This window comes from Nocardia alni, assembly GCF_019038435.1.
GTDB classification, from domain to species: domain Bacteria; phylum Actinomycetota; class Actinomycetes; order Mycobacteriales; family Mycobacteriaceae; genus Nocardia; species Nocardia alni.
In genome coordinates, this window is sequence record NZ_JAGPOX010000133.1 from 1 (window position 1) to 20,239 (window position 20,239).

Genomic DNA, 20,239 nt, shown 5'->3' on the forward strand with positions numbered 1-20,239 from the left:
GGGGTGGGCCAGTGGGGTGTGCCCTCCAGGAGGGCCGATAGGCCGGAGGGCTCCTCTTGATCGCCCTCGCGGCGGGCCAGCATCGTGGCGCTGACCTGCTGGAGGGCGATTCCGGCGATATAACTCCAGACCGCGAGGGACATGCGGGCCGCTTCGCGGGGGTCGGCGGTGAGCTCGGTGAAACCGTCCACCAGCCAGGCCAGGCAGACCAGGCTGTGCGGGCCGAAGTTGTAGCGCGGAACCGCGAAGGTGAACAGCACCCACGGATGTTCCTGGTACAGCCGCCAGTCGATCTCCGCGGCGATGCGCACCCTGTCCCGCCAGGTCCAGTCCGTTTCAGGGGCCGGGTAGGGGTTGCGGCGGGCCACCTCGTCGGTCATCTCCGCCAGCAGTGCGTCCTTGTTCGGGATGTGCCGGTACAGCGACATCGCGCCCGAGCCCATCCGGTCGGCGATGCGCCGCATGGACAGCGCCTCCACGCCGGACTCGTCGGCCAGCGCGATCGCGGCATCGACGATCGACGTGCGGGTGAGCTTGGCGTCGTGCCCGCCGCCGGTCGCTCGATCATCGCTGTGCCTCGCGGTGTTGCGGGATGGTGTGCGCTCGCCCATCGTTCGATTGTCTCCCTGCCCGGTCGTCCTGCGTGTCGCGTGTGCGCCCGGCTGTCCGGTAGCGCCGTGCGATATCGCCTGACCGTTGCTGTTCGTGGGGCTCTCGTCTTCGGCCGGACCGCTGCTGCTGTGCGCCGGACCACTGCGCGATACTGCCATGTGGACCAACTCGCTTTCGCTTTGCCGACGGGTTGCGTACGCTGTACCCAGACTACCGCGTACGTCGTACGCATGGATGACTACCGCGTACGTCGTACGCATGGATCGAAGGATAGGTGATGATCGACATCGATACCGGTGTGCCCGCAACGGCGCGGCGCGCCTGGCTTGGCTTGCTCGCGCTGATCCTGCCGGTACTGCTGGTGTCGATGGACATGTCCGTGCTGTACCTGGCGATGCCGACGCTGACCGAGCACCTCGACCCCGACGCCACCCAGGAGCTGTGGATCCTGGACATCTACGGCTTCCTGCTCGCCGGACTGCTGGTCACGATGGGCAATCTGGGCGACCGGATCGGGCGGCGCAACATCCTGCTCACCGGGGCGGCGATCTTCGGCGTGGCCTCGGCGCTGGCGGCGTTCTCGCCCACCGCGGGGGTGCTGATAGCGGCGCGGGCGCTGATGGGCGTCGGCGGGGCCACCCTGCTGCCGTCGAGTCTGTCGCTGATCTCGAGCCTGTTCCCGGACGCGCGCCGGCGTGCGATGGCGATCGGCATCTGGACCGCCTTCTTCGCCGGAGGTTCGGCGGTCGGGCCGCTGATCGGCGGCATGCTGCTGCATCAGTTCTGGTGGGGTTCGGTCTTCCTGATCAACGTGCCGGTGGTGCTCGTGCTGCTGGTGCTCGGCGCGTTCGTGCTGCCGGAGCATCGAGCCGGTACGCGGGGACCGCTGGATCTGCTGAGCGTGGCGATGTCGATCGCCGGCATCCTGCCGGTGATCTACGCGATCAAACACGCCGCGACCGAGGGCATCGACGTGGTGACCGTGCTGATCGGACTGGTCGGTCTGGGGATCCTGGTGGCGTTCGTACGGCGGCAGCGGCATCTGGCCGAACCGCTGCTGGATCTGAGCCTGTTCCGTCGCGGGTTGTTCCCCGTCGCGATCGGCTCGGCGACGGTGGGCATGATGTCGCTGGCCGGTGCGAGCTATCTGACCAGCACATATCTCCAGTTGGTCGCCGGGCGCGACGTGCTGAGCGCGGCACTGCTGGGTATCCCGGCCGCCGCGGTGGTGTTCGTGGTCTCGATGGGCGGGGGCCGGGTGGGGCGCTGGATCGGTACGCGGGCGGCGTTCGTCTTCGCGCTCGGCGCGGCGGCGGTCGGTAACCTGCTGCTGTTCGGCCTGGGCGTGGACGGGGGCATTGGCTGGTACCTGGCCGGAACCATCGTCGCCGGGATCGGTTACGGCATCATGTTCACGCTGGTGTCGGAGGTGGCCGTGTCCGCGGTGCCGCCCGAGCGGGCAGGATCGGCGGTGGGCATCTCCGAGACGAGTTTCGAACTGGGCAACGGGCTGGGACTGTCCCTGCTGGGATCGCTCGCGGCACTGGTGTTCCGGTCCGGCGGCAGCTTCGCCTCGACCCTGGGACAGACCCTCGGGCAGGACGGTGGCGACGGTGCGATCGTGCGGGCCGCGCGCGAATCGTTCGTGAACGGCATGCATGTGGCGATCATCGTGGGCGCGGCGCTGCTGGCGTTGATGGCAGTCGCCGCGGGGTTCGTCGGGCGGCGGTCGTCCGGTGCTGCCGGTGCGGACCGGTCGACTGACGATGCCCCGGATCCGGTAGTGCGGTGCGCCGACCGCGGTGGCGGCGGGTGACAGGGGCGAATGACCGGCGTCGGCAGAGTGCTCGAGTCCGGTGTGAACCACCGACACCGCGTGAAGATCGCACCTGCGACATATAGCTGTATCGACCGCGCCGGCAGTGCGGTACGGATGTGCGGGCGGACTGCGGCCGGAATCGTGAGGGCGGTATCGACGAATGGTATGACGCCGACCGGATGGTATCTGCGCCGATGGGTGTTCGGATGCGGTGTGAGCGACCGGTGACGATCTTGATCGGGTCTGGTGGTGCGGTTCGGTTGTGTGCGCGGACTGCGGCCGGAATCGTGGGCGCGGTTTCGGCGGTTGATGTGATGTCGCGCGGCTGGGTCGGCGGGTGCTCGGGCGTGGGGTGAACCGTCGGCTTTGCGCGCGAAGATCACAGGTGCGGGCATAGAGTCGGATCGTGACGAACCCGACGCCCGCCAATGGGCGCCCCTTCGCCGAGCGGGTGGCGACACGGCTGCTCTACCCGACCGCACATCCGCGCACCAGCGTGCTGCGCGCGGCGGTCGCGGACAAGGTGGTGCTGGTGACAGGCGCCTCGCACGGTATCGGCAAGGCGGTGGCGCGTGAGATGGCCGCAGCGGGCGCGATCGTCCTGCTGGTGGCGCGTTCGCTGGAGGATCTGGAGGCCGTGGCCGCCCAGATCACCGAGGCCGGGGGCATCGCGCACGTCTACCACGCGGACCTCACCGATATGGAGGCCACCGACGAGCTCGGCCGCGACCTGCTCGACGTGTTCGGGCATGTGGATGTGGTGATCAACAACGCGGGCCGCTCGATTCGCCGCCCGGTCGACCAGTCCTATGACCGCTTCCACGATTTCACCCGCACGATCGACGTGAACTATCTGGGCCCGGTGCGGCTGCTGCTCACCCTGCTACCGAGCATGCGCGAGCGCCGCAGTGGACATATCGTCAACGTCTCCAGCTGGGGGCTGCGCAGCCGCCGTCGCCGCGCTGGTCGGCGTACGCCGCGTCCAAGGCGGCCTTCGACACATGGTTGCGGACGGTCGCGACCGAGATCGCCGAGGACGACGTCACCACCACCTCGATCTACATGCCCCTCGTGCACACCCGCATGAGCGCGCCCACCGACTTCGGCAACATGCCCGGCCTGACCGTCGAGGAGGCCGCGGGTCTGATATCCCACGCCATCGTCGCCAAACCGGTCGAGATTTCCCCATGGTGGTCCGGCCCCGTCCAGGCGTGGAGCGACCTCACCCGCGGCCCGGCCCAGCGCCTGATGTCCCGCAGTTACCGTCGTGCGTGATTCGTCGCGTGACAACGGCACACCGGGGGTGCGGTTCAGTTCGGCCGAACAGTTCGAAGGTGTGGCGGTCGATCGCGCGGGTGGTTCGCGCGTCCCAGGATCACCACAACCGGCTTGATGCCGGTAATTTTCGTCACAGTTCCGCGCCTGACACGTTCTTCGGTGGTCCGAGGGGGCTCTGTCGGTCCGGAAGTGCCGGGGTGTGGGAATTAGGATCGGGGGATGCTGGAAGTGCGACGATGAGTGTGGCGTTATTGCTGACGCTGGCCGACTCGCGGCTGCCGATCGGCGGGCATGTGCACTCCGGTGGGGTGGAGGAGGCGATTGCCTCGGGGGTGGTGCGGGACGTGGCGTCGGTGGAGGCGTATCTGCGGCGGCGGATTCGGACCTCCGGATTGGTGGCCGCGTCTTTGGCGGCGGCGGTGTGCGCGGGGGAGTTGGATCCGGTGCGGGCCGAGGCGGAGACGGATGCGCGGATGCCCGCGCCTGCCTCACGGGTTGCTTCGCGGGCCCAGGGGCGAGGGTTGTTGCGGCTGGCCAGGCAGGTGTGGCCCGAGGGGGAGTGGGCGCTGGGTGCGCGGCCACATCTGTCGACCGTCTTCGGGGTTGTCGGCGCGGTCGCCCGGATGACGCCCGAACAGATCGCGAGTGTGGTGGTCTACACGACGATGACAGGCTCGGCCACCGCGGCGCAGCGGGTGCTCGCGCTGGATCCGGCGGCCGTGGCCGCGTGCACCGTGCGGTTGGCACGGCTGTGCGACGATATCGCCGTCGAGGCTGTGAAAGGTCTTGCGGCGCTGTCTGATCCGCTCCAGGACATCCTCGCCGAGCGGCATGTGCGGCGGGATATGCCGCTGTTCGCCTCGTAATTCGTATCGCAGGAAGGAAATCCATGCCCCCACACCTGATCGACGGTGAGCCGCACGATCATTCGCATGACCGCCCCAAGCGTCTGCGCACCCCGGGCGAGCCGTTCCGTATCGGCATCGGCGGCCCGGTCGGCTCCGGCAAGACCGCGCTGACCGCCGCGCTGTGCCGCCAACTGCGCGATGAACTGTCGCTGGCGGTGCTGACCAACGACATCTACACCACCGAGGACGCGGACTTCCTGCGCCGCAACGCCGTACTCCCGGACGAGCGGATCACCGCCGTGCAGACCGGCGGCTGCCCGCACACCGCGATCCGCGACGACATCACCGCCAACCTCGACGCCATCGACGACCTCGTGGAGGCCAACCCGCCCCTGGACCTGATCCTGGTCGAGTCCGGCGGCGACAACCTGACCGCGACGTTCTCCTCCGGCCTGATCGACGCGCAGATCTTCGTGATCGACGTGGCGGGTGGCGACAAGGTGCCGCGCAAGGGCGGCCCGGGCGTCACCTATTCGGATCTGCTGGTGATCAACAAGACCGACCTCGCCCCGATGGTGGGCGCGGATCTCGCTGTGATGGACCGTGATTCCTCGAAGGTCCGCCAGGGCCGCCCGTTCGTGTTCACCTCGCTGACCGAGGACCCCGCCGCCACACCGGTTCTGGCCTGGGTCCGCGAGCAATTGCGCGCGGCCGCCGAAAAGGACGCCGCCGCAGCAGGTTCCGCCGGGCCTGTCGAAGCGCCACATGCCGACTCGGTCTCTGACGCGAATTCGGCTGTTGCGCACTGAGGTTCGAATCGTCGCGCGTCCCGGTGCGTGGCCGCGGATCCATGCCACCGGCGGACTCGCGGCACGGCACACCGCGCCGGACACCGTCCACCTGGTCGGCACCGCCGCGACACCGGTGGGCGGCGACCATATCGAGATCGTGATCGAGGTCGAATCCGGTGCGAGCCTGCGCTTACGCACGGTCGCGGCCACGCTCGCCCTGCCCGGGCGCCTGACCCGGTACTCGTCGGCGCACTGGCTCTTCGAGATCGGGGAGGGCGGCGAACTGGACGTCGACCCGGAGCCGACCATTGTCGCCGGCGGCGCCGCGCACCAATCCGTCAGCACCGTCCGCTTGGCCCCCGACGCTCGGCTGTACCTGCGCGAACGAGTCCAGATCGGCCGAATCAACGAGGATTCGGGCACCTGGCGCGGCGACCTGGTCGCCGACATCGGCGACGTCCCGTTGCTGCGCCACCGTCTGGATCTCGGCGCGGACACCGCTACCGATGACTGTCTGTCCGCCCCCCGCGCACTGACCAGCGTCCTGCGTTACCCGGACGACGACCCCGCCAGCACGGGAGCCCTGGATACCGCCACACTCCCACTGGCAGCAGGCGGTTCGCTGTACACCTGGACAGGATCGCGATTGGCGACCCGGCACGACGACCACGCGCCATCCGCCCGCACGCCGGATACTGCCCTGCGGCGTGCCGAGGTCTGACCGCTGGGCCGGTCAGTCCGGTCCTGTGCGGATTCGGCCGGACCACAACTGTGCCGACAACTCGCGGTTCGACGGGCACCGTCGCGAACCGAACGGGGCTGCGCCGAACAGGATGTCGAGCTGAGAGTTGTCCGTGATGCCGGTCGCGTGCATCCGCCGGCCGCGGTGTGTGCCGGGACGCAGGACGACCACCTCGTCGCGTACCCGGCGGATCCGATGGCGACATCGCATGTGGCGGTGGGCCAACCGTCGACTCACTTGCTCAGCTGGGCAGTGATTCGCGCCGAAGGTCCTGCACCAGCGCGCGAGACGCCTCGGCCATCTCGCCCGCCATTTTCTCGATCCGGCCTCGGGGAGTGCGGATGTGCTCGGCGCGCCGTTGTACATCGTGCGCGCTGCCCATGTCGTCGACGACAACGGTCACCGCGACGTGGACAGCAGCATTCAGGGCTACCGATTCGTACTCCTCGGACTTCCTCGACGGAACGTGAGTGCTGAATCGCGAAACAGTGTCCGTCAGCGGATATCAGAGGGTACCGCGGTAGGGCAGGACCGGGAGGCCGCGGACTCCGGGGAGGGCGCGGAAGATCGCTCCGGCGGCGGGTTCCGCGGCGTCGCCCAATCCGTTGCGGGAGGTGGTGATGTAGAGCTCGTCGAGGTTGGGGCCGCCGAAGGTGCAGGCGGTGGTTTGGGCGGCGGGGATGGGGATGACGTTCAGGAGGGTGCCGGTGGGGGTGTAGTGGTGGACCGCGCCGCCTTGCCAGAGGGCTACCCAGAGGTTGCCGTCGGCGTCGATGGTGAGGCCGTCGGGGGAGCCCAGGTGGTCGGGGATGTGGACTGCCGGTCTGCGGTGAGAGAGACCGTAGTACGGGTCGTAGTCGAAGGCGTCGATGCGTTGGGTGGGTGTGTCGACGTAGTAGGCGGTGGCGCCGTCGGGGCTCCAGGTCAGGCCGTTGGAGATGGTGACGTGGGGGAGTTCGATTCGTGTGGCGCCGTCGAGGTCGAGGCAGTAGAGGGCACCCGCGCCGGGAGTGGCGTCGTAGGCCATGGAACCGCAGTAGAGGCGGCCGTGTGGGTCGCAACCGCCCTCGTTCATGCGCACGCCGGAGTCCGGCCACAGCTCGGGGAGCGGCTCGATGGTGTGAAAGTCCTTGTCGGCCAGCGCGAATCCGCGTTCCACGGCGAGCATGACGCCGTCGTCGAGGCGGGGCCGGAGCATGGCCGCGACGCCGGATTCGACCGGGAAGCGACGGATCTCGCCTGTGCTGGAATCGAGTTCGAGGACGGTGCCGGCCAGCATGTCCACCCAGCGCAGGCCGGGCCAGCGGTCGTACCAGACCGGTCCCTCGCCGTGGTCGGCGACGGGCGGGGTGAGCTGTTCGACGGAAATCATGGCCGCAGCAGCACTTTCACCGCATCGCCGGCACGCAGCGTCCGCAGGGCCATGTGTACCTCCTCCAGTGTGAACTCCCGTGAGATCAGCGGCGCGGGATCCAGTGCACCGGATGTGAACGCGCGTACCGCGTGCAACCACGCTCGGGCGGATGCGCCGAAAACGGTGTGGATGGTGAGCTGGTTGAGTACCAGATCGTTCGGGGACATCGGTTCCGGAGTCGAGGCCGGGATTCCGGTGAGCGCCACGCGGCCGCCGCGGCGCGCCAGTCCGATCGCCAGATTCGCGGTGGTTGTACCGCCCGCCGCTTCGAGTACCGCGTCATATCGCAACGCGTGATCGGCGTCCTGCCACACGGAGCGATCCTGTACCGGTGCGGGATTATCGCGGCCTTGTGCGGGATCCGCGAGCCCTGACGACGCTGCGTCGCGTCGCGGTGCGTGCCCGACAGGCTCCGACGTGGGCCCGGCCGACCCTATGGGCTGACCTGACCCAGTGTGTGTATTCGACCCTGCAGGCCGATCCGGCACTATGGGTGTATTCGACCCCGCAAGCCCACTCGACCCAGCGGGTGTATTCGACCGTGTGGGCTGACCCGCCTCTGCGGGTGCATTCGACCTCACGGGCCCATTCGACCCTGCGGGTGTATTCGACCCCGTGGGCGCACTTGACCCGCCAGGCCGACCTGCCCCTCTGGGCGCGCTCGGCCGCTCGGGTCCATTCGACGCTGTGAGCGTATTCGACTCTGCGGGCCGACCCGACCCTGCGGGGGCGCCCGACCCCGCGGGTCCACCAGGATCCGGCACGGGCGTACCCGGCTCCTCAGGGCCGACGGCGGTGACGAAATGGGTTGCGCCGCATTGCCGGGCGAGCGCCTCGCGATCGGCACGGCGATCGATCACCGTCAGCTCACCCGGGTGGACGGCGGCGATCAACTGGGTGGCCAGCAGTCCCAGCGTCCCGGCGCCAACCACCGCTACTCGTTCACCGGTCTGCACGCCCAATTTCAGGCAGGCGGCCGCGATACAGGCGGCGGGTTCCAGCAGCGCCGCGGCACGCAGGTCCGCGTCGTCCGGCAGCACGTGCAGCAAGCGCGCGGGCAGGGTGAGATAGTCGGCCCAAGCCCCGGGTTCGGTGAACCCGGTCTCGGAATAGCCGCTCATGCACAGGTTGGTGTCGCCGCTGCGGCAGGCGGCGCACATCAGGCAGGCCCGGAAGCCCTCTCCCACAACCTTTCTACCAACCAGATCGGCGGCGACCAGATCACCGACCTCGACGACCGTACCCGACCACTCGTGCCCGGGCGTCACGGGATATCGCACATACGGCGCGGGCCGTGTTCCGGCCACGAGTTCGAGGTCCGACCCGCAGATCCCCGACCACGCCACCCGTACCAGCGCCTCCCCGGGGCCCGGCGCGCGTGGCGACATCTCGACCACCCGAACCTGTCCCGGCTCGTCCACGACTACAGCACGTGCGGACGTCATCGGGACTCCAGCGAACACAGGTGGATAGCAGCAGGGTCGTCAGTATCGGGGTGGAGCGTCCAGAAGCTCCGGAGAACCGGCCTCCCGCTACATTCTCCCGCCGTATTTGTCCGGAAACCGACTTTCGAGCCCACAGAATGCAGCAAAAGGCCGGGCTGTTCTTTGCCCGGCGGAGTGGAATCGCCTCGCCTGGCGGCGCTCGGCATGGTGGTGGTGCAGGAGCGTGCGGAGGGGTGTGGGCGCGCCGACTGGGCGGCATCGCGATGGGCGGTCCGGAGAACCGGCCTCCGGCTACATTCTGCCGCCTCATCCGTCCGGAAACCGATATTCGAGGACGCAAAATGTAGCGTGAGGCCGGGTTCGCCGACAGGCACGGTGCGCGTCCTCATTTCGTGACCGTTTGCTTCTGTACCGGTACCGCCAGATCCGCGGCGGGTAGCTTCGAGGCGACCGCGTCCGGATCGAGGCGGCCCAGCATATCCATGCCGATTCGGGCGCGGCGGACGCGCTCACGGCCCAGGGCGACCGCGGTGGCAGCGAGATGAGTTCCACTGGGGTAGATGTTGGGGGCGTTGCGCAGGCCGAACTTCAGATACACCGGGGCCGCGACGCGGATGATCTCGGCGATCTCGTAGTGCCGGATGAATCCACCCTGGTCGTCCGGTGATTCGATGTAGATGTCCAGGGGGATGTCGATGGCGCGGCGGATCTCGGACAGCTGGGCCAGGCTCAGGTCGGTCGGGACGTTGTAGGTGTTCGCGCCCAGGTCCTCGGCGATGCGGATGGAGGCGGGATTGGCCAGGCCCATCTGCACGCTGATCTTGAACTGCATCTCGGCGGGCAGGTATCCCTGCTCGCGCATCCGGGACGCTGTGGCCAGCACGCCGATATCGGTGATCAGCACGCTGCGGATGCCGAGGTCCGCGGCCCGCTCGATATCCAGCAGGCAGTGGGTGAGCTGCTCGGCGCCGCGGGCCTGCGCGGTCACCGCCCCGGCCCCCGAGGCCAGCGCGGCCGCGCCGGTGCCCCATCCCGCCAGGGGGCGCGCGAACAGGCTCACCTCGATCGTGGCCGCGGTGGCCTGCGCGGCCATATCGGATATCTCGTCATCGGTGAGCAGGAGGACACCGCTGCCCTGAGAGACCCGGTGCACCAGCACATCCCGCGCCCGCGCCTCGGCGAGTACCGCGGCCAGCACCTCCGGCCCCTCGACGCTGGGTATCTCCACCCGGTACTGGGCGCCGTCGGGGAAGCGCTTCTCGCTCGAGGCCGCGAGCGGGCCGTCGGTCTCGGGGAAACCGCCTGCCCGCAGGAACTCCCGCACTCGTCCGGACATCAGGACTCCTTCTGGGGATGCCGCGTCGCCATGGCCGTCGCGGTGGTGTCGATCAACAGCCGGCTCGTGCGCGCGGCCGCCTCGGGTCTGCCGCGACGGACCGCGTCCAGGACCGCGCGGTGCATCGGCAGGGTGCGCTCGATGCTGCCCGGTAGCTCACTGGTCGCCTCGAGACCGTGCAGCAAACCGATCTCGAGCAGTCGTCCCAGCTGTTCGACCAGCTGGTTTCCGCTGGCACGCAGCAGGGTCAGGTGGAAGGTCAGATCGGCGGCGACGAACTCCTCGGCGGCCTCGGGCAACCGTGCGGCGGCCTCGGCCATCGCCTCGTACGCCTGCGTCATCGCGGCGATCTGCGCGGGATCCGCGCGCTGCGCGGCCAGTCGCGCCGCGCCCGGCTCGACCATCAGGCGCAGCTCCAGCAGATCCCGCACGAATGCCGAATCGGTGCTGTGCCAGCCGATGACCTCGCGGTCCATGAGATTCCAGGCCGAGCGCGGCAGCACCCGGGTGCCGATGCGCGGGCGCGGATCGACCAACCCCTTGGCGGCCAGCGCCTTCACCGCCTCGCGCACGCCGCCGCGGCTGACCCCGAGCTGTGCGGAGAGTTCGGATTCGTTGGGTAGCTGAGAGTTCTCCGGATACACGCCGGTGACGATGCGCGAACCCAGCCACTCCACGACCTGCCCGTGCATCGTCCGGTGCTTACCCAGGGCCCCACTCACGAGCCGGTCTCCATTCGACTGTTCACAACTAAATCATCGAATGATTGGATGGTAAATGTCAAAACGTTGTACTCTTCGATCCGACTGCACGACAGGACAACTCATGAAGATCACCGGGCTGAGCACCCACGTCATAGGCACGAGCTGGCGCAATCTGACCGTCGTCGAGGTACATACGGACGAGGGAATCACCGGGTTGGGCGAGGTCCGCATGCTCAATCACACCGACGCGCTGCTGGGTTATTTCACCGAGGCGCTGGACAACCACATCCGTGGCACCGACCCGTTCGACATCGAATCGCTGGTCCACCGGATGACCAGGCTGGACTACGCGCGCGCCGGGGAGATCGCGATGTCGGCGCTGGCCACGATCGAGATCGCCTGCTGGGACATCCAGGGCAAGGCCCTCGGTGTGCCGGTGTACCGGTTGCTCGGCGGTGCGGTGCGGGACCGGATCAAGGCCTATGCCAACGGCTGGTACCAGGTGGAACGCACCGGCGAAGAGTTCGCCGCCGCGGCGAGCAAGGTGATAGCGCGCGGTTATCGGGCGATGAAGCTGGATCCGTTCGGCGCGGGCATGTTCGAGCTCGACAGCGCCGAGACCGCGCGTTCGGTCGAGCTGGTGGCCGCGGTACGCGAGGCGGTGGGCCCCGAGGTCGAGATCATGATCGAGATGCATGGCCGGTTCAACCCGACCACCGCGATCCGCCTGGCCGGGCTGCTCGAGCCCTACAACCCGGCCTGGCTCGAGGAGCCGGTGCCGCCGGAGAACCTGAAGGCGCTGGCGAAGGTGGTCGCGCACACCTCGATTCCGATCGCGACCGGCGAGCGCATGCACACCCGCTTCGACTACCGGGAGCTGTTCGAACTGCAGGCGGCGGACATCCTGCAGACCGACATCACGCATTCGGGCGGGCTGTGGGAGGCCAAGAAGCTGGCCGGCGTAGCCGAGACGCATTACGTGCTGATGGCGCCGCACAACGTCGGCGGGCCGATCTCCACCGCCGCGAACCTGCACCTGGCCGCGACGACGGTGAACTTCAAGGTGCAGGAGCACTTCAACGACTTCGCCGACGTGTTCGTCAAGGACTGCCAGCCCGGACTGCCGGAGGTGGTCGACGGCTACTTCCCGCTGCCGCAGGGGCCGGGCCTCGGGATTTCCTTGAATTACGAGGCGATGAACCAACATCCGCGAAAGCCCGTGAACTTCAACCTGTTCAGCGCAGGATGGGAAAGGCGACAGGTCGCCGATGCCTGATATGCGCTCCTCGAGGGGAGACGTACCGGCCCGGTGCCGGTCGACACCGAAATATGAGTCAGTTCGTAAGATGAGGAACGTACGATGACAGGTCAACTTTCCGATGCGGCAGACCGGATCTCGGCATCCGCATCGCGACGCGGCGCGCTGAAACTGCTCGGAGGCGCGGGCGGAGCCGCGGCGCTGGGCTCGCTGCTGTCGGCCTGCGCCAGCGCGACCGGCACGAAATCCGGTGGCGGCGTAGGTAATTTCCCGTCCACCCCGGGGTGGAAGTTCGTCTTCGTCAACCACGTCACGACGAACTCCTTCTTCATCCCCACCCGCACCGCCCTGGCCGATGCCTCGAAACTGCTGGGGCTGCCGACCCCGCAGTGGACCGGCTCGGAGACCGGCACGGTCTCGGAGATGGTGAGCGCCTTCGACAACGCCATCAACTCCGGCGCCGCGGGCATCGCGATACCGCTGACCGATAACAACGCCTTCATCGAGCCCACGAAATCGGCGCTGGCCAAGGGGATTCCGGTGGTCGCCTACAACGCGACCGCGCCGGGCAACTATCCACTGGCGTATGTCGGGCAGGATCTGTACCAGTCCGGCCTGCTGATGGGCCAGCGGATCGCGCAGACGGTCACCTCCGGCACCATCCTGGTGGGTATCGCCCAGCCCGGCGCGAACAACCTGCAGCCGCGTCTGGACGGTCTGACCGCCGCGCTGAAGCAGGCCGCGCCCGCCGTGGTGATCAAGTCGATCAACACCGGCGCCGAGCAGGCCGGTGAACTCAACGCGATGACAGCCGCCTACGCCGGGCAGCCCGACGCCGCGGGTCTGTACGCCGTCGACGCGGGCAGTACCGCGTCGATCGCGCAGTTGATTTCCAGCAAGAACATCGCGGGCAAGGTGCACGCCGGCGGATTCGACACCCTGTCCGACACCATCAAGGGAGTCGCCTCGGGCGCACTGGATTTCACCATCGACCAGTCTGCCTATATGCAGGGTTTCCTGTCGGTGCTGTACCTGTACCTGTATCGGGTGTCCGGCACCCTGCTCGCGCCGCCGCAGACCGACACCGGTCTGACCTTCGTCACGAAAGGCAATGTGGCCGCGTACAACACGGGCAGCGCCTACGAGGGTCAGCAGGGCCACAACCTGGGCACGATGCCCTCGTCCATCCCGCTACCGCAGCCGTCCACGGTGCAGATCTAGTGAGAGTGAAGCTGTGCGAACACCATTGAGACACCTAGCACGGGCGACCCCCGCGACACGGGTGATGCCGTGACGGAAGAAAGGACATTCGCGACCACCGTCCTGCAACCGTTGGTGAAGCAGAAGGAATTGAGCATCCTGATCGCCACCATCGCGGTGGCGATCTATTTCAGCGCGACGACGCACGGATTCAACAGCTCCGACAACTACCTCACGATCGTCCACTATCTGGCCCCCTGGGCGATCGTGGCGGCCGGTGAGGTGATGCTGCTGATCTGTGGTGAGATCGATCTGTCGACGGGGTTCATGTTCACCTTGTCGCCGTTCATCCTCATGTCGTTCTACAACGGCGGCACACCGCTGATCCTGGCGATCGTGCTGGCGCTGGTGATCTCGGCGGCGATCGGCTTCCTGAACGGCTTCGTGACGACGCGGTTCGGCATCGCGTCGTTCATCGTCACGCTGGGCAGTTCGTTTCTGCTGGAAGGCATCTCGCTGCTCATGTCGAACGGCGCACCGGTCGCCGCGCCCTCCTCGGGCGCGGTGGTGTCGATCTTCGGCAAGGCGCACTGGGCCGAACCGCTGTGGGTGCTGGGCATCGTGATCGTGATGCAGATTCTGTTGTCCGCCACGCGGTTCGGTGTGAGTACCCAGGCCACCGGCGGCAACCCCGTGGGTGCGGCGGAGGCCGGTATCCGGGTGAATCTGGTGAAGATCGTGAACTTCTCGGTCGCCAGCACCCTGGCCGGTCTCGGAGGCATCATCGACGGGCTGCGGCTGGGATCCTTCGATCCCACCAACGGTGGCCCGAATACGATGTTCCTGGCGGTCGCCTCGGCGGTCATCGGCGGTACCGCCCTGCTGGGTGGGCGCGGCACCGTCGTCGGCGCGCTGCTGGGCGCGGTGCTACTGGGCATCGTGTTCGACGGGTTCGCCCTGGCCGGGGTCAACGCCAACACCTTCGACGTGGTGCTGGGTATCGCGATCGTGATCGCGATGCTGCTCAACGTGTACCTCGGTTACCTACGCAAACGAGTGAGCCGCACATGACAGAGTCAGATTCGAATCCGTTGGCGGACAACGAACCCGGTGCGAAGTCCGACAGCGCGTCGACCGATGTGATCCGGGCCGAGCACCTCAGCAAGAAGTTCGGTCCGGTACAGGCGTTGCGGGACATCAACCTTCGGGTGGGCCGCGGCGAGATCCTCGGGCTCATCGGAGACAACGGTGCGGGCAAGTCGACGCTGATCAAGATCCTCACCGGATTCCATCAGCCGGACAACGGCCGATTGTTGTTCGAGGGCACCGAGACCCGGTTGCGCTCGGTGGTGCACGCTCGATCCCTGGGCATCGAGACGGTGTTTCAGGATCTGGCTCTGGTGCCGGATCTGCCGGTCTATCTCAACCTGCACCTGAACAAGGAACTGGTGCACAAGCCGCTGCCATTTCTGCGCCGAGCGGAGATGAAGCGGCAGGCGCGGGAGTCGTTGGACCGCATCGGGATCAATATCCCGTCGGTCACCGCGGAGGTGGGTGCGCTGTCCGGCGGGCAGCGTCAGGCCATCGCGGTGGCCCGGTCGGTGCATTCGGACGCCAAATTGCTGTTGCTGGACGAGCCTCTCGCGGCGATGGGCGCCAAGGAGGGCGGGATGATCCTGCAACTCCTGGATCGCCTCAAGCAGCGCGGGGATCTGGCGATCATCCTGATCGCGCACAACTACAGCCAGGTGGTGGACGTGTGCGACCGGGTGAATCTGTTGCAGCACGGCGAGATCACGTTCGACAAACGCTCGAGCGATACCTCGGTGGAGGAGTTGCTGGCGCTGGTGCACGCGGAATACCGCTTGCCGCCGGCGTCGGGTAATTGACGCGGAACCGAATGAGGGGGTGCGGGCCGTCCTATGGGCGGCCCGCACCGGTTTGTTCATGACATCACGTGACGAAAGCGGGCCGTCCGGAAGGGACGGCCCGCTTCGGTGTTACTCCGTCCCGAATCCGAAAACCGTTGTCGAGTCGTAGTTCTGGCCCGGGTTCAACGTGGTGGTCGGGAAGCTGGGCTGATTCGGCGAATCCGGGTAGTGCTGGGTCTCCATCGTGAATCCCGCGCCCTGCCGGTAGATGTGGTTGCTGGTGCCGACCAGGGTCCCGTTGATGAAGTTCGAGGTGTAGAACTGCACGCCGGGTTCGGTGGTCGAGACGGTCAGCGTGCGCCCGGTCTGCGGATCCTCGGCCTTGACGGCCTGGAACAGCCCGGTGTTGCTGCCGCGGTTGAGGACCCAGTTGTGGTCGTAGCCCTGGGCCAGCAGCAGCTGCGGGTTGTTGTCGGTGATGTGCGCGCCGATCGCGGTGGGTGAGGTGAAGTCGAACGGGGTGCCCTTCACCGGGGCGATCTGGCCGGTCGGGATCTGAGTCGAGTCGGTCGGGGTGTAGTTGTCCGCGTTGATGGTGACCTTCTGGTTGTAGACGTCGAGCGTGTCCTCACCGGCCAGGTTGAAGTAGCTGTGGTTGGTCAGGTTGATCACGGTCGGTGCGTCGGTGGTCGCCTGGTAGTGGATCTGCAGCTCGTTCTTCTGGTCCACGGTGTAGGTAACCGTGGTGTTCAGGGTGCCGGGAAAGCCCATTTCACCTGCGGGGCTGACGGATTGGAGCTTCAGGCCGACGCTGTCGGTGCCGTTGATCGGGGTGGCCTGCCAGATCTTGGTATCGAAGCCCGCGGTGCCGCCGTGCAGGCTGTTGCCGTTGTTGTTGATCGGCAGGTGGTAGGTGGTCCCGTTCAGCGTGAACTGGCCCTTGGCGATCCGGTTGCCGTAGCGGCCGATGATCGCGCCGAAATAGGTTTTGGCCGAACCGGTCACGGACAGGTACTCGTCGATACTCGGGTAGCCGAGCACCACGTCGTCCTCGTGTCCGTTGCGGTCGGGGACTTCGATGGACTGGACGATGCCGCCGTAGGTCAGGATGCGGACGGTCATGCCGTGCCCGCTGGTGAGGGTATAGCGGCTGACCGGGCTGCCGTTCGCCTGACCCCAGGGCTCGCTGCTGATGGACGGCGGGCCCGATGGCGTCGTCGACGAGGCGGCGTTGCTGACCGAGGTCGAGGTCGACGTGCTGTTACCGCACGCCACCGCCAGCCCCGCCACACCAGCCATGGCTATCAATCGAAGTAATGTCCTGCCGCGCATGGGCGCTCCTTGCACTGTTACCGAATCCCCCTGTGCACAAGCATTATCCGCGCTCCACGGCGTCCGGACCATCGATTCGGGGCAATGGGTCGAATCATTCTATGAATAGAGGAATGCCCGACGGCGCGCGCGATGGTGGTGTATCGTCCCGCGACGAGCCTCGAGCCAAACGACGAAGGGCAGGAAGCGGACCGATCGGCCCGCTTCCTGCCCTGCCCGTCTTCTGCGTTATCAGTCGCCGACGACGCGCGGTGGTGCGTTGAACGAATCGACCGCGCCGACCACGGCGCCGGCCGCCGCACCCGCGACCGCGGCCGGAACGGCGATGACGCCCGCTCCCATCGTCGCGCCGAGCACCGGCCCGGCGACGACGCCGACGGGCATCAACGGCAGCCCCAGGACGAGACCGAGCACGCCGCCGACCAATCCGGAGGTCGCTGCGATGGGGGCCGAGGCCGCCGCACCGGCGACCGCGCCCATCGCCGCCGTGCCGACCGTCTGCCCGGCGATCCGGTCCGACCGGCTGCGTTCCATGCCGACCGAATCCAGGAACGTCGCCATATTGGCCTCGGTCTGGGCGGACTGATCGTTGATCTGGATCGCCTGCTCGCGGGACATAACGGGTGGTACGGGAACCTGCACGTCGCCGAAGCGGAACTCGCCCGGAGGGGGTGCGATGGGCGGGACCGCCCGGACCGGCGTCGGCAGATGCAGCGCGCCGACCGGGGCGAGGTAGCTGTCGTCCGGGACTGCCCGCGACGACTGCAACGAACTGTAGGTATTGCCCGGAATGTGCAGGCCCTGATAGGGATGCACATCGGGTGACGCGGCGGCGGGCCACTGCGGCTTGGGCGCCTGATCCTGATGCGTCGTCGTGAGGGACTGGGTGGGCGCCGCGTTGGCGCTCCCGCTTCCGACGATCGCCAAGACTAGGGGAACCGCACCCGCCGCGACGACACTGCCGACGCGATTGCGATGCGGATTCGGCGCTCTGTGTTTGCCTCCGGCCATAGGGCACCTTTCTTCACCAGGGGGAATAGGGACGATCGACATTCGGATCCGTCGAGCCGATGGATGGGTGGCCATCCCTGATGCGTGGAAAGCCGCATTATTGCGATGAATTAACTGCAATTCGGGCGAATGGTGCGCGCGACATGAAAAGACCGGGACCTCGATCGAGATCCCGGTCATTACGTGCGATGTGATTACCTAGCGATTGCCGATTCCGGCAACGGTGACATCGTCGACCTTCGGATGATTCGGTCTGTCGCTCATCCCGCCTTGTGCGCCGTGCTCTCGTTCGCTGCGGAATTGCCGTTGGCGGTGTCGCCGGACGAGCGGCCGTTCCCGGTTTCCGCGCGGACCTCGCGTGCGTCCTCCTCGTTCCCGGCCAACGCCTCGAGCGCCAGGCGCGCGAACACCCACTGCTCGGTTGCGGCCATCTGGCCACGGTGGCGACCCAGGAACGCCACACCCCACTGGAAGACCGTGATGACCCGGCTGCGGTACCCGATCAGGTAGTACAGGTGCAGCACCAGCCACATCAGCCACGCGAAGAAGCCGCTGAACTCGAGCTTCCCGATCTGGCACACCGCGTCGAAGCGCGAGATGGTGGCCATACTGCCCTTGTCGAAGTATTTGAAGGGGTGGCGATCCTCGGGCTTCTGCTTGCCCGCCACCTCTGCCTTGATCTGCTTGGCCGCGTAAGTGGCGCCCTGGATCGCGCCCTGCGCCTGTCCGGGCACGCCCGGCACCGACATCAGATCGCCCACGACGAAGATGTTCGGATGGCCCTTGATGGTCAGATCGCGTTCCACGATCACCCGCCCGGCCCGGTCCGCCTCGGTGCCCTCGGACCGCGCGGCCAGCATCGGGCCCAGCGAGCTGGCCTGCACGCCGGCCGACCAGACCTTGCACGCGGCCTCGATGCGGCGTTCCCCGTCGTGATCCTTGACCGTGACCCCGCGCGCGTCGACATCCGTGACGATGGCGTTGAGCTGCACCTCCACGCCCATCTTCACGAGCCGCTTGTGCGCCTTGCCGCCGAGCTTGGGGCCCATCGGCTTGAGCACCGCGTCGGCGCCCTCGACCAGGATCACCCGGGCGTCGTGCGGATCGATGTTGCGGAAGGTGCCGGCCAGGGTGCGGTCGGCGAGTTCGGCGATCTGCCCGGCCAATTCGACACCGGTCGGGCCCGCGCCGACCACGACGAAGGTCATGAACCGGTCGCGTTGCTCCTGGGTGGGGGACAGTTCGGCCTGCTCGAACGAGCCCAGGATGCGCGCGCGCAGCTCCAGCGCGTCGTCGATGGTCTTCATGCCCGGGGCGTAGGTGGCGAAGCGATCGTTCCCGAAATACGACTGCTGGGCGCCCGCGGCGACGATCAGGCTGTCGAAACCGGTGACGGTGTCCTGATTGAGCATGCGCGAGGTGACCGTGCGGCCGGCCACGTCGATATCGTGCACGTCGCCCAGGATGACCTGCACATTCTGCTGATTGCGCAGCACGATCCGGGTGGCCGGGGCGATCTCGCCCGTCGACAGGATTCCGGTCGCGACCTGGTAGAGCAGCGGCTGGAACAGGTGCGTGGAGGTCTTGGAGATCAGCACGATGTCGACATCGGCCTTCCGCAGATGTTTACACGCGAACAGACCGCCGAATCCGGACCCGATCACTACCACCCGATGCCGCTGCTTGCCGCCGGTCTGGATGCTCATCTGCTGCTCCTCGCAGTGTCCGTTGATCTCCCGACACGCCATACGGTAGTCGTCGCTCCGCGTCCAGTCTCGACGAGCGGCGTTTCGGCGCGTCCGGTTCGTGCGGCCGTCGCCGGTGTTACGCGCGTTCGCCGGGCTCGCGAGGAACCGGACCGACGAAACGGCTGGTGCCGACGCTCTCGAACGCGGGCCATAGGAACGCGGTGAGGCGATCGACGAACTGGTTGCGGTCGCGCACGGGGGTGCGGCCCCAATCCTCGGCGGACATCAGGATCGCGCCGACGGTGGCGCTGGCCCAGACGCGGGCGAGGGCGGGGTCGGCGTCGATGGCGCGCAGGATCGGGGTGAACACCGTGGTGACCCAGTCGGTGAGGCGGGTGAATGCCGGGCGGTGGTGGCCGTCGACGGTCGAGTCGTCCGATTGCAGGCGCTGCATCAGCAGGTGGTGCAGGTTGGGGTTGGCATCGACGAAATCGCAGACCAAGGCGACGATGGCGCGCAGCATGTCACGCACCGGCATGGGTTGCGCGAGGATTGCGTCGGCGGCGGCCAAAAGGCCCGTCATATGCCGTTCTGCCAGGGCGTCGATTAGCGCGGGCAAATCCGGGAATACCGCGTACACCGCGGTGCGGGCATATCCGGCATCGGCGGCGACTTCGGCGATGGTGATCGGGGTTCCGGTGCGGGCGACTACCCGTTCGGCGGAATCGAGGATCTCGGCGCGGCGGGTATCGGGATCCCGGCCGGGGCCCGGCGGCCGACCGCGCGGGCGGCGCTGCGCCCGCGCCGATCTCGCCCCGTATGTATCCCTTGTCACAGTTCCATTCTAGCTGTAATGTTCGCGCCGTACTTTTACTGGAGGGTTTGACTCA

19 protein-coding genes and 2 pseudogenes are annotated in these 20,239 nt (G+C 67.4%); 11 read left to right on the forward strand and 10 right to left on the reverse strand.

Annotation, left to right across the window (positions count from 1 at the left end; all coding sequences use genetic code 11):
• Window positions 1-611: TetR/AcrR family transcriptional regulator (locus JZ791_RS34960; RefSeq protein WP_216900693.1), on the reverse strand; the 611-nt coding region annotated here is incomplete at its 3' end.
• Window positions 612-889: 278 nt separating this feature from the next.
• Between JZ791_RS34960 and JZ791_RS34965 the strand changes: the two genes are divergently transcribed.
• The 7 genes and pseudogenes from JZ791_RS34965 (at window position 890) to JZ791_RS34985 (ending at window position 6,069) form a co-directional block, all read left to right on the forward strand.
• Entirely contained in the window at window positions 890-2,428 is a 1,539-nt protein-coding gene (locus JZ791_RS34965) for an MFS transporter (RefSeq protein WP_216900695.1), read from the forward strand.
• Between the two features lie 580 nt (window positions 2,429-3,008).
• Window positions 3,009-3,311, forward strand: a pseudogene (locus tag JZ791_RS45510) (SDR family NAD(P)-dependent oxidoreductase); the annotation flags it as partial.
• A 53-nt stretch (window positions 3,312-3,364) separates the two neighbouring features.
• Window positions 3,365-3,466: pseudogene (locus JZ791_RS45515) on the forward strand (SDR family NAD(P)-dependent oxidoreductase); the annotation flags it as partial.
• 48 nt (window positions 3,467-3,514) lie between these two features.
• Window positions 3,515-3,706 carry an SDR family oxidoreductase gene (locus JZ791_RS45520; protein WP_254206860.1) on the forward strand — a complete coding sequence of 64 codons (192 nt, stop codon included), beginning with the start codon at window positions 3,515-3,517 and terminating at the stop codon, window positions 3,704-3,706.
• Window positions 3,707-3,945: 239 nt separating this feature from the next.
• Window positions 3,946-4,575, forward strand: a complete 630-nt coding sequence (locus JZ791_RS34975) for an urease accessory protein UreF (RefSeq protein WP_216900696.1) — start codon at window positions 3,946-3,948, stop codon at window positions 4,573-4,575.
• A 23-nt stretch (window positions 4,576-4,598) separates the two neighbouring features.
• Complete coding sequence (gene ureG, locus JZ791_RS34980) at window positions 4,599-5,366, forward strand: urease accessory protein UreG (protein WP_254206861.1); 768 nt, start codon at window positions 4,599-4,601, stop codon at window positions 5,364-5,366.
• Window positions 5,356-6,069, forward strand: a complete 714-nt coding sequence (locus tag JZ791_RS34985) for an urease accessory protein UreD (protein ID WP_216900699.1) — start codon at window positions 5,356-5,358, stop codon at window positions 6,067-6,069. The genes ureG and JZ791_RS34985 overlap by 11 nt, the downstream gene beginning before the upstream one ends.
• 262 nt (window positions 6,070-6,331) lie before the next feature.
• Here JZ791_RS34985 and JZ791_RS34990 read toward each other — a convergent pair whose 3' ends face one another.
• The 5 genes from JZ791_RS34990 to JZ791_RS35010 all read right to left on the reverse strand — a co-directional run bounded on the left by JZ791_RS34990 (window position 6,332) and on the right by JZ791_RS35010 (window position 11,007).
• On the reverse strand, window positions 6,332-6,493 hold the full coding sequence (locus JZ791_RS34990) for a hypothetical protein (protein ID WP_216900701.1): 162 nt from the start codon (window positions 6,491-6,493) through the stop codon (window positions 6,332-6,334).
• Window positions 6,494-6,595: 102 nt separating this feature from the next.
• A complete protein-coding gene (locus tag JZ791_RS34995) occupies window positions 6,596-7,462 on the reverse strand; it encodes an SMP-30/gluconolactonase/LRE family protein (RefSeq protein WP_216900703.1) in 867 nt (288 codons plus the stop codon).
• A complete protein-coding gene (locus JZ791_RS35000) occupies window positions 7,459-8,949 on the reverse strand; it encodes an alcohol dehydrogenase catalytic domain-containing protein (protein WP_216900704.1) in 1,491 nt (496 codons plus the stop codon). The genes JZ791_RS34995 and JZ791_RS35000 overlap by 4 nt, the downstream gene beginning before the upstream one ends.
• A gap of 385 nt (window positions 8,950-9,334) precedes the next feature.
• Complete coding sequence (locus JZ791_RS35005) at window positions 9,335-10,285, reverse strand: U32 family peptidase (RefSeq protein ID WP_216900706.1); 951 nt, start codon at window positions 10,283-10,285, stop codon at window positions 9,335-9,337.
• Window positions 10,285-11,007, reverse strand: a complete 723-nt coding sequence (locus JZ791_RS35010) for a FadR/GntR family transcriptional regulator (RefSeq protein WP_216900708.1) — start codon at window positions 11,005-11,007, stop codon at window positions 10,285-10,287. The genes JZ791_RS35005 and JZ791_RS35010 overlap by 1 nt, the downstream gene beginning before the upstream one ends.
• 103 nt (window positions 11,008-11,110) lie before the next feature.
• On the opposite strand from JZ791_RS35010, the gene JZ791_RS35015 reads away from it, so the two are divergent.
• From JZ791_RS35015 to JZ791_RS35030, 4 genes are all read left to right on the forward strand, one after another.
• Complete coding sequence (locus JZ791_RS35015; RefSeq protein ID WP_216900710.1) at window positions 11,111-12,265, forward strand: mandelate racemase/muconate lactonizing enzyme family protein; 1,155 nt, start codon at window positions 11,111-11,113, stop codon at window positions 12,263-12,265.
• 84 nt (window positions 12,266-12,349) lie between these two features.
• Window positions 12,350-13,468, forward strand: a complete 1,119-nt coding sequence (locus JZ791_RS35020; RefSeq protein ID WP_216900712.1) for a substrate-binding domain-containing protein — start codon at window positions 12,350-12,352, stop codon at window positions 13,466-13,468.
• A gap of 69 nt (window positions 13,469-13,537) precedes the next feature.
• Complete coding sequence (locus tag JZ791_RS35025) at window positions 13,538-14,518, forward strand: ABC transporter permease (protein WP_216900714.1); 981 nt, start codon at window positions 13,538-13,540, stop codon at window positions 14,516-14,518.
• A complete protein-coding gene (locus JZ791_RS35030) occupies window positions 14,515-15,336 on the forward strand; it encodes an ATP-binding cassette domain-containing protein (RefSeq protein WP_216900716.1) in 822 nt (273 codons plus the stop codon). The genes JZ791_RS35025 and JZ791_RS35030 overlap by 4 nt, the downstream gene beginning before the upstream one ends.
• Window positions 15,337-15,447: 111 nt before the next feature.
• On the opposite strand, the gene JZ791_RS35035 is transcribed toward JZ791_RS35030, so the two are convergent.
• The 4 genes from JZ791_RS35035 to JZ791_RS46680 form a co-directional block, all read right to left on the reverse strand.
• Window positions 15,448-16,650: an aldose epimerase family protein gene (locus JZ791_RS35035; RefSeq protein WP_216900719.1), complete on the reverse strand. Its 1,203-nt coding sequence runs from the start codon at window positions 16,648-16,650 to the stop codon at window positions 15,448-15,450.
• Window positions 16,651-16,881: 231 nt separating this feature from the next.
• Window positions 16,882-17,661, reverse strand: coding sequence for a hypothetical protein (locus JZ791_RS35040; RefSeq protein ID WP_216900721.1), 780 nt, complete (start codon window positions 17,659-17,661; stop codon window positions 16,882-16,884).
• 260 nt (window positions 17,662-17,921) lie between these two features.
• Complete coding sequence (locus JZ791_RS35045) at window positions 17,922-19,367, reverse strand: NAD(P)/FAD-dependent oxidoreductase (RefSeq protein ID WP_216900723.1); 1,446 nt, start codon at window positions 19,365-19,367, stop codon at window positions 17,922-17,924.
• A gap of 118 nt (window positions 19,368-19,485) precedes the next feature.
• Window positions 19,486-20,184, reverse strand: a complete 699-nt coding sequence (locus JZ791_RS46680; RefSeq protein WP_216900725.1) for a TetR/AcrR family transcriptional regulator — start codon at window positions 20,182-20,184, stop codon at window positions 19,486-19,488.
• Window positions 20,185-20,239: the final 55 nt, after the last annotated feature.

Excerpts from the sequence above, each read along its gene's own strand:
- JZ791_RS34965 (WP_216900695.1), top strand. The coding sequence starts at position 890 with ATGATCGACATCGATACCGGTGTGCCCGCAACGGCGCGGCGCGCCTGG.
- JZ791_RS45520 (WP_254206860.1), top strand. The coding sequence starts at position 3,515 with ATGAGCGCGCCCACCGACTTCGGCAACATGCCCGGCCTGACCGTCGAG.
- JZ791_RS34975 (WP_216900696.1), top strand. The coding sequence starts at position 3,946 with ATGAGTGTGGCGTTATTGCTGACGCTGGCCGACTCGCGGCTGCCGATC.
- ureG (WP_254206861.1), top strand. The coding sequence starts at position 4,599 with ATGCCCCCACACCTGATCGACGGTGAGCCGCACGATCATTCGCATGAC.
- JZ791_RS34995 (WP_216900703.1), bottom strand. The coding sequence starts at position 7,462 with ATGATTTCCGTCGAACAGCTCACCCCGCCCGTCGCCGACCACGGCGAG.
- JZ791_RS35000 (WP_216900704.1), bottom strand. The coding sequence starts at position 8,949 with ATGACGTCCGCACGTGCTGTAGTCGTGGACGAGCCGGGACAGGTTCGG.
- JZ791_RS35005 (WP_216900706.1), bottom strand. The coding sequence starts at position 10,285 with ATGTCCGGACGAGTGCGGGAGTTCCTGCGGGCAGGCGGTTTCCCCGAG.
- JZ791_RS35015 (WP_216900710.1), top strand. The coding sequence starts at position 11,111 with ATGAAGATCACCGGGCTGAGCACCCACGTCATAGGCACGAGCTGGCGC.
- JZ791_RS35020 (WP_216900712.1), top strand. The coding sequence starts at position 12,350 with ATGACAGGTCAACTTTCCGATGCGGCAGACCGGATCTCGGCATCCGCA.
- JZ791_RS35030 (WP_216900716.1), top strand. The coding sequence starts at position 14,515 with ATGACAGAGTCAGATTCGAATCCGTTGGCGGACAACGAACCCGGTGCG.
- JZ791_RS35035 (WP_216900719.1), bottom strand. The coding sequence starts at position 16,650 with ATGCGCGGCAGGACATTACTTCGATTGATAGCCATGGCTGGTGTGGCG.
- JZ791_RS35040 (WP_216900721.1), bottom strand. The coding sequence starts at position 17,661 with ATGGCCGGAGGCAAACACAGAGCGCCGAATCCGCATCGCAATCGCGTC.
- JZ791_RS35045 (WP_216900723.1), bottom strand. The coding sequence starts at position 19,367 with ATGAGCATCCAGACCGGCGGCAAGCAGCGGCATCGGGTGGTAGTGATC.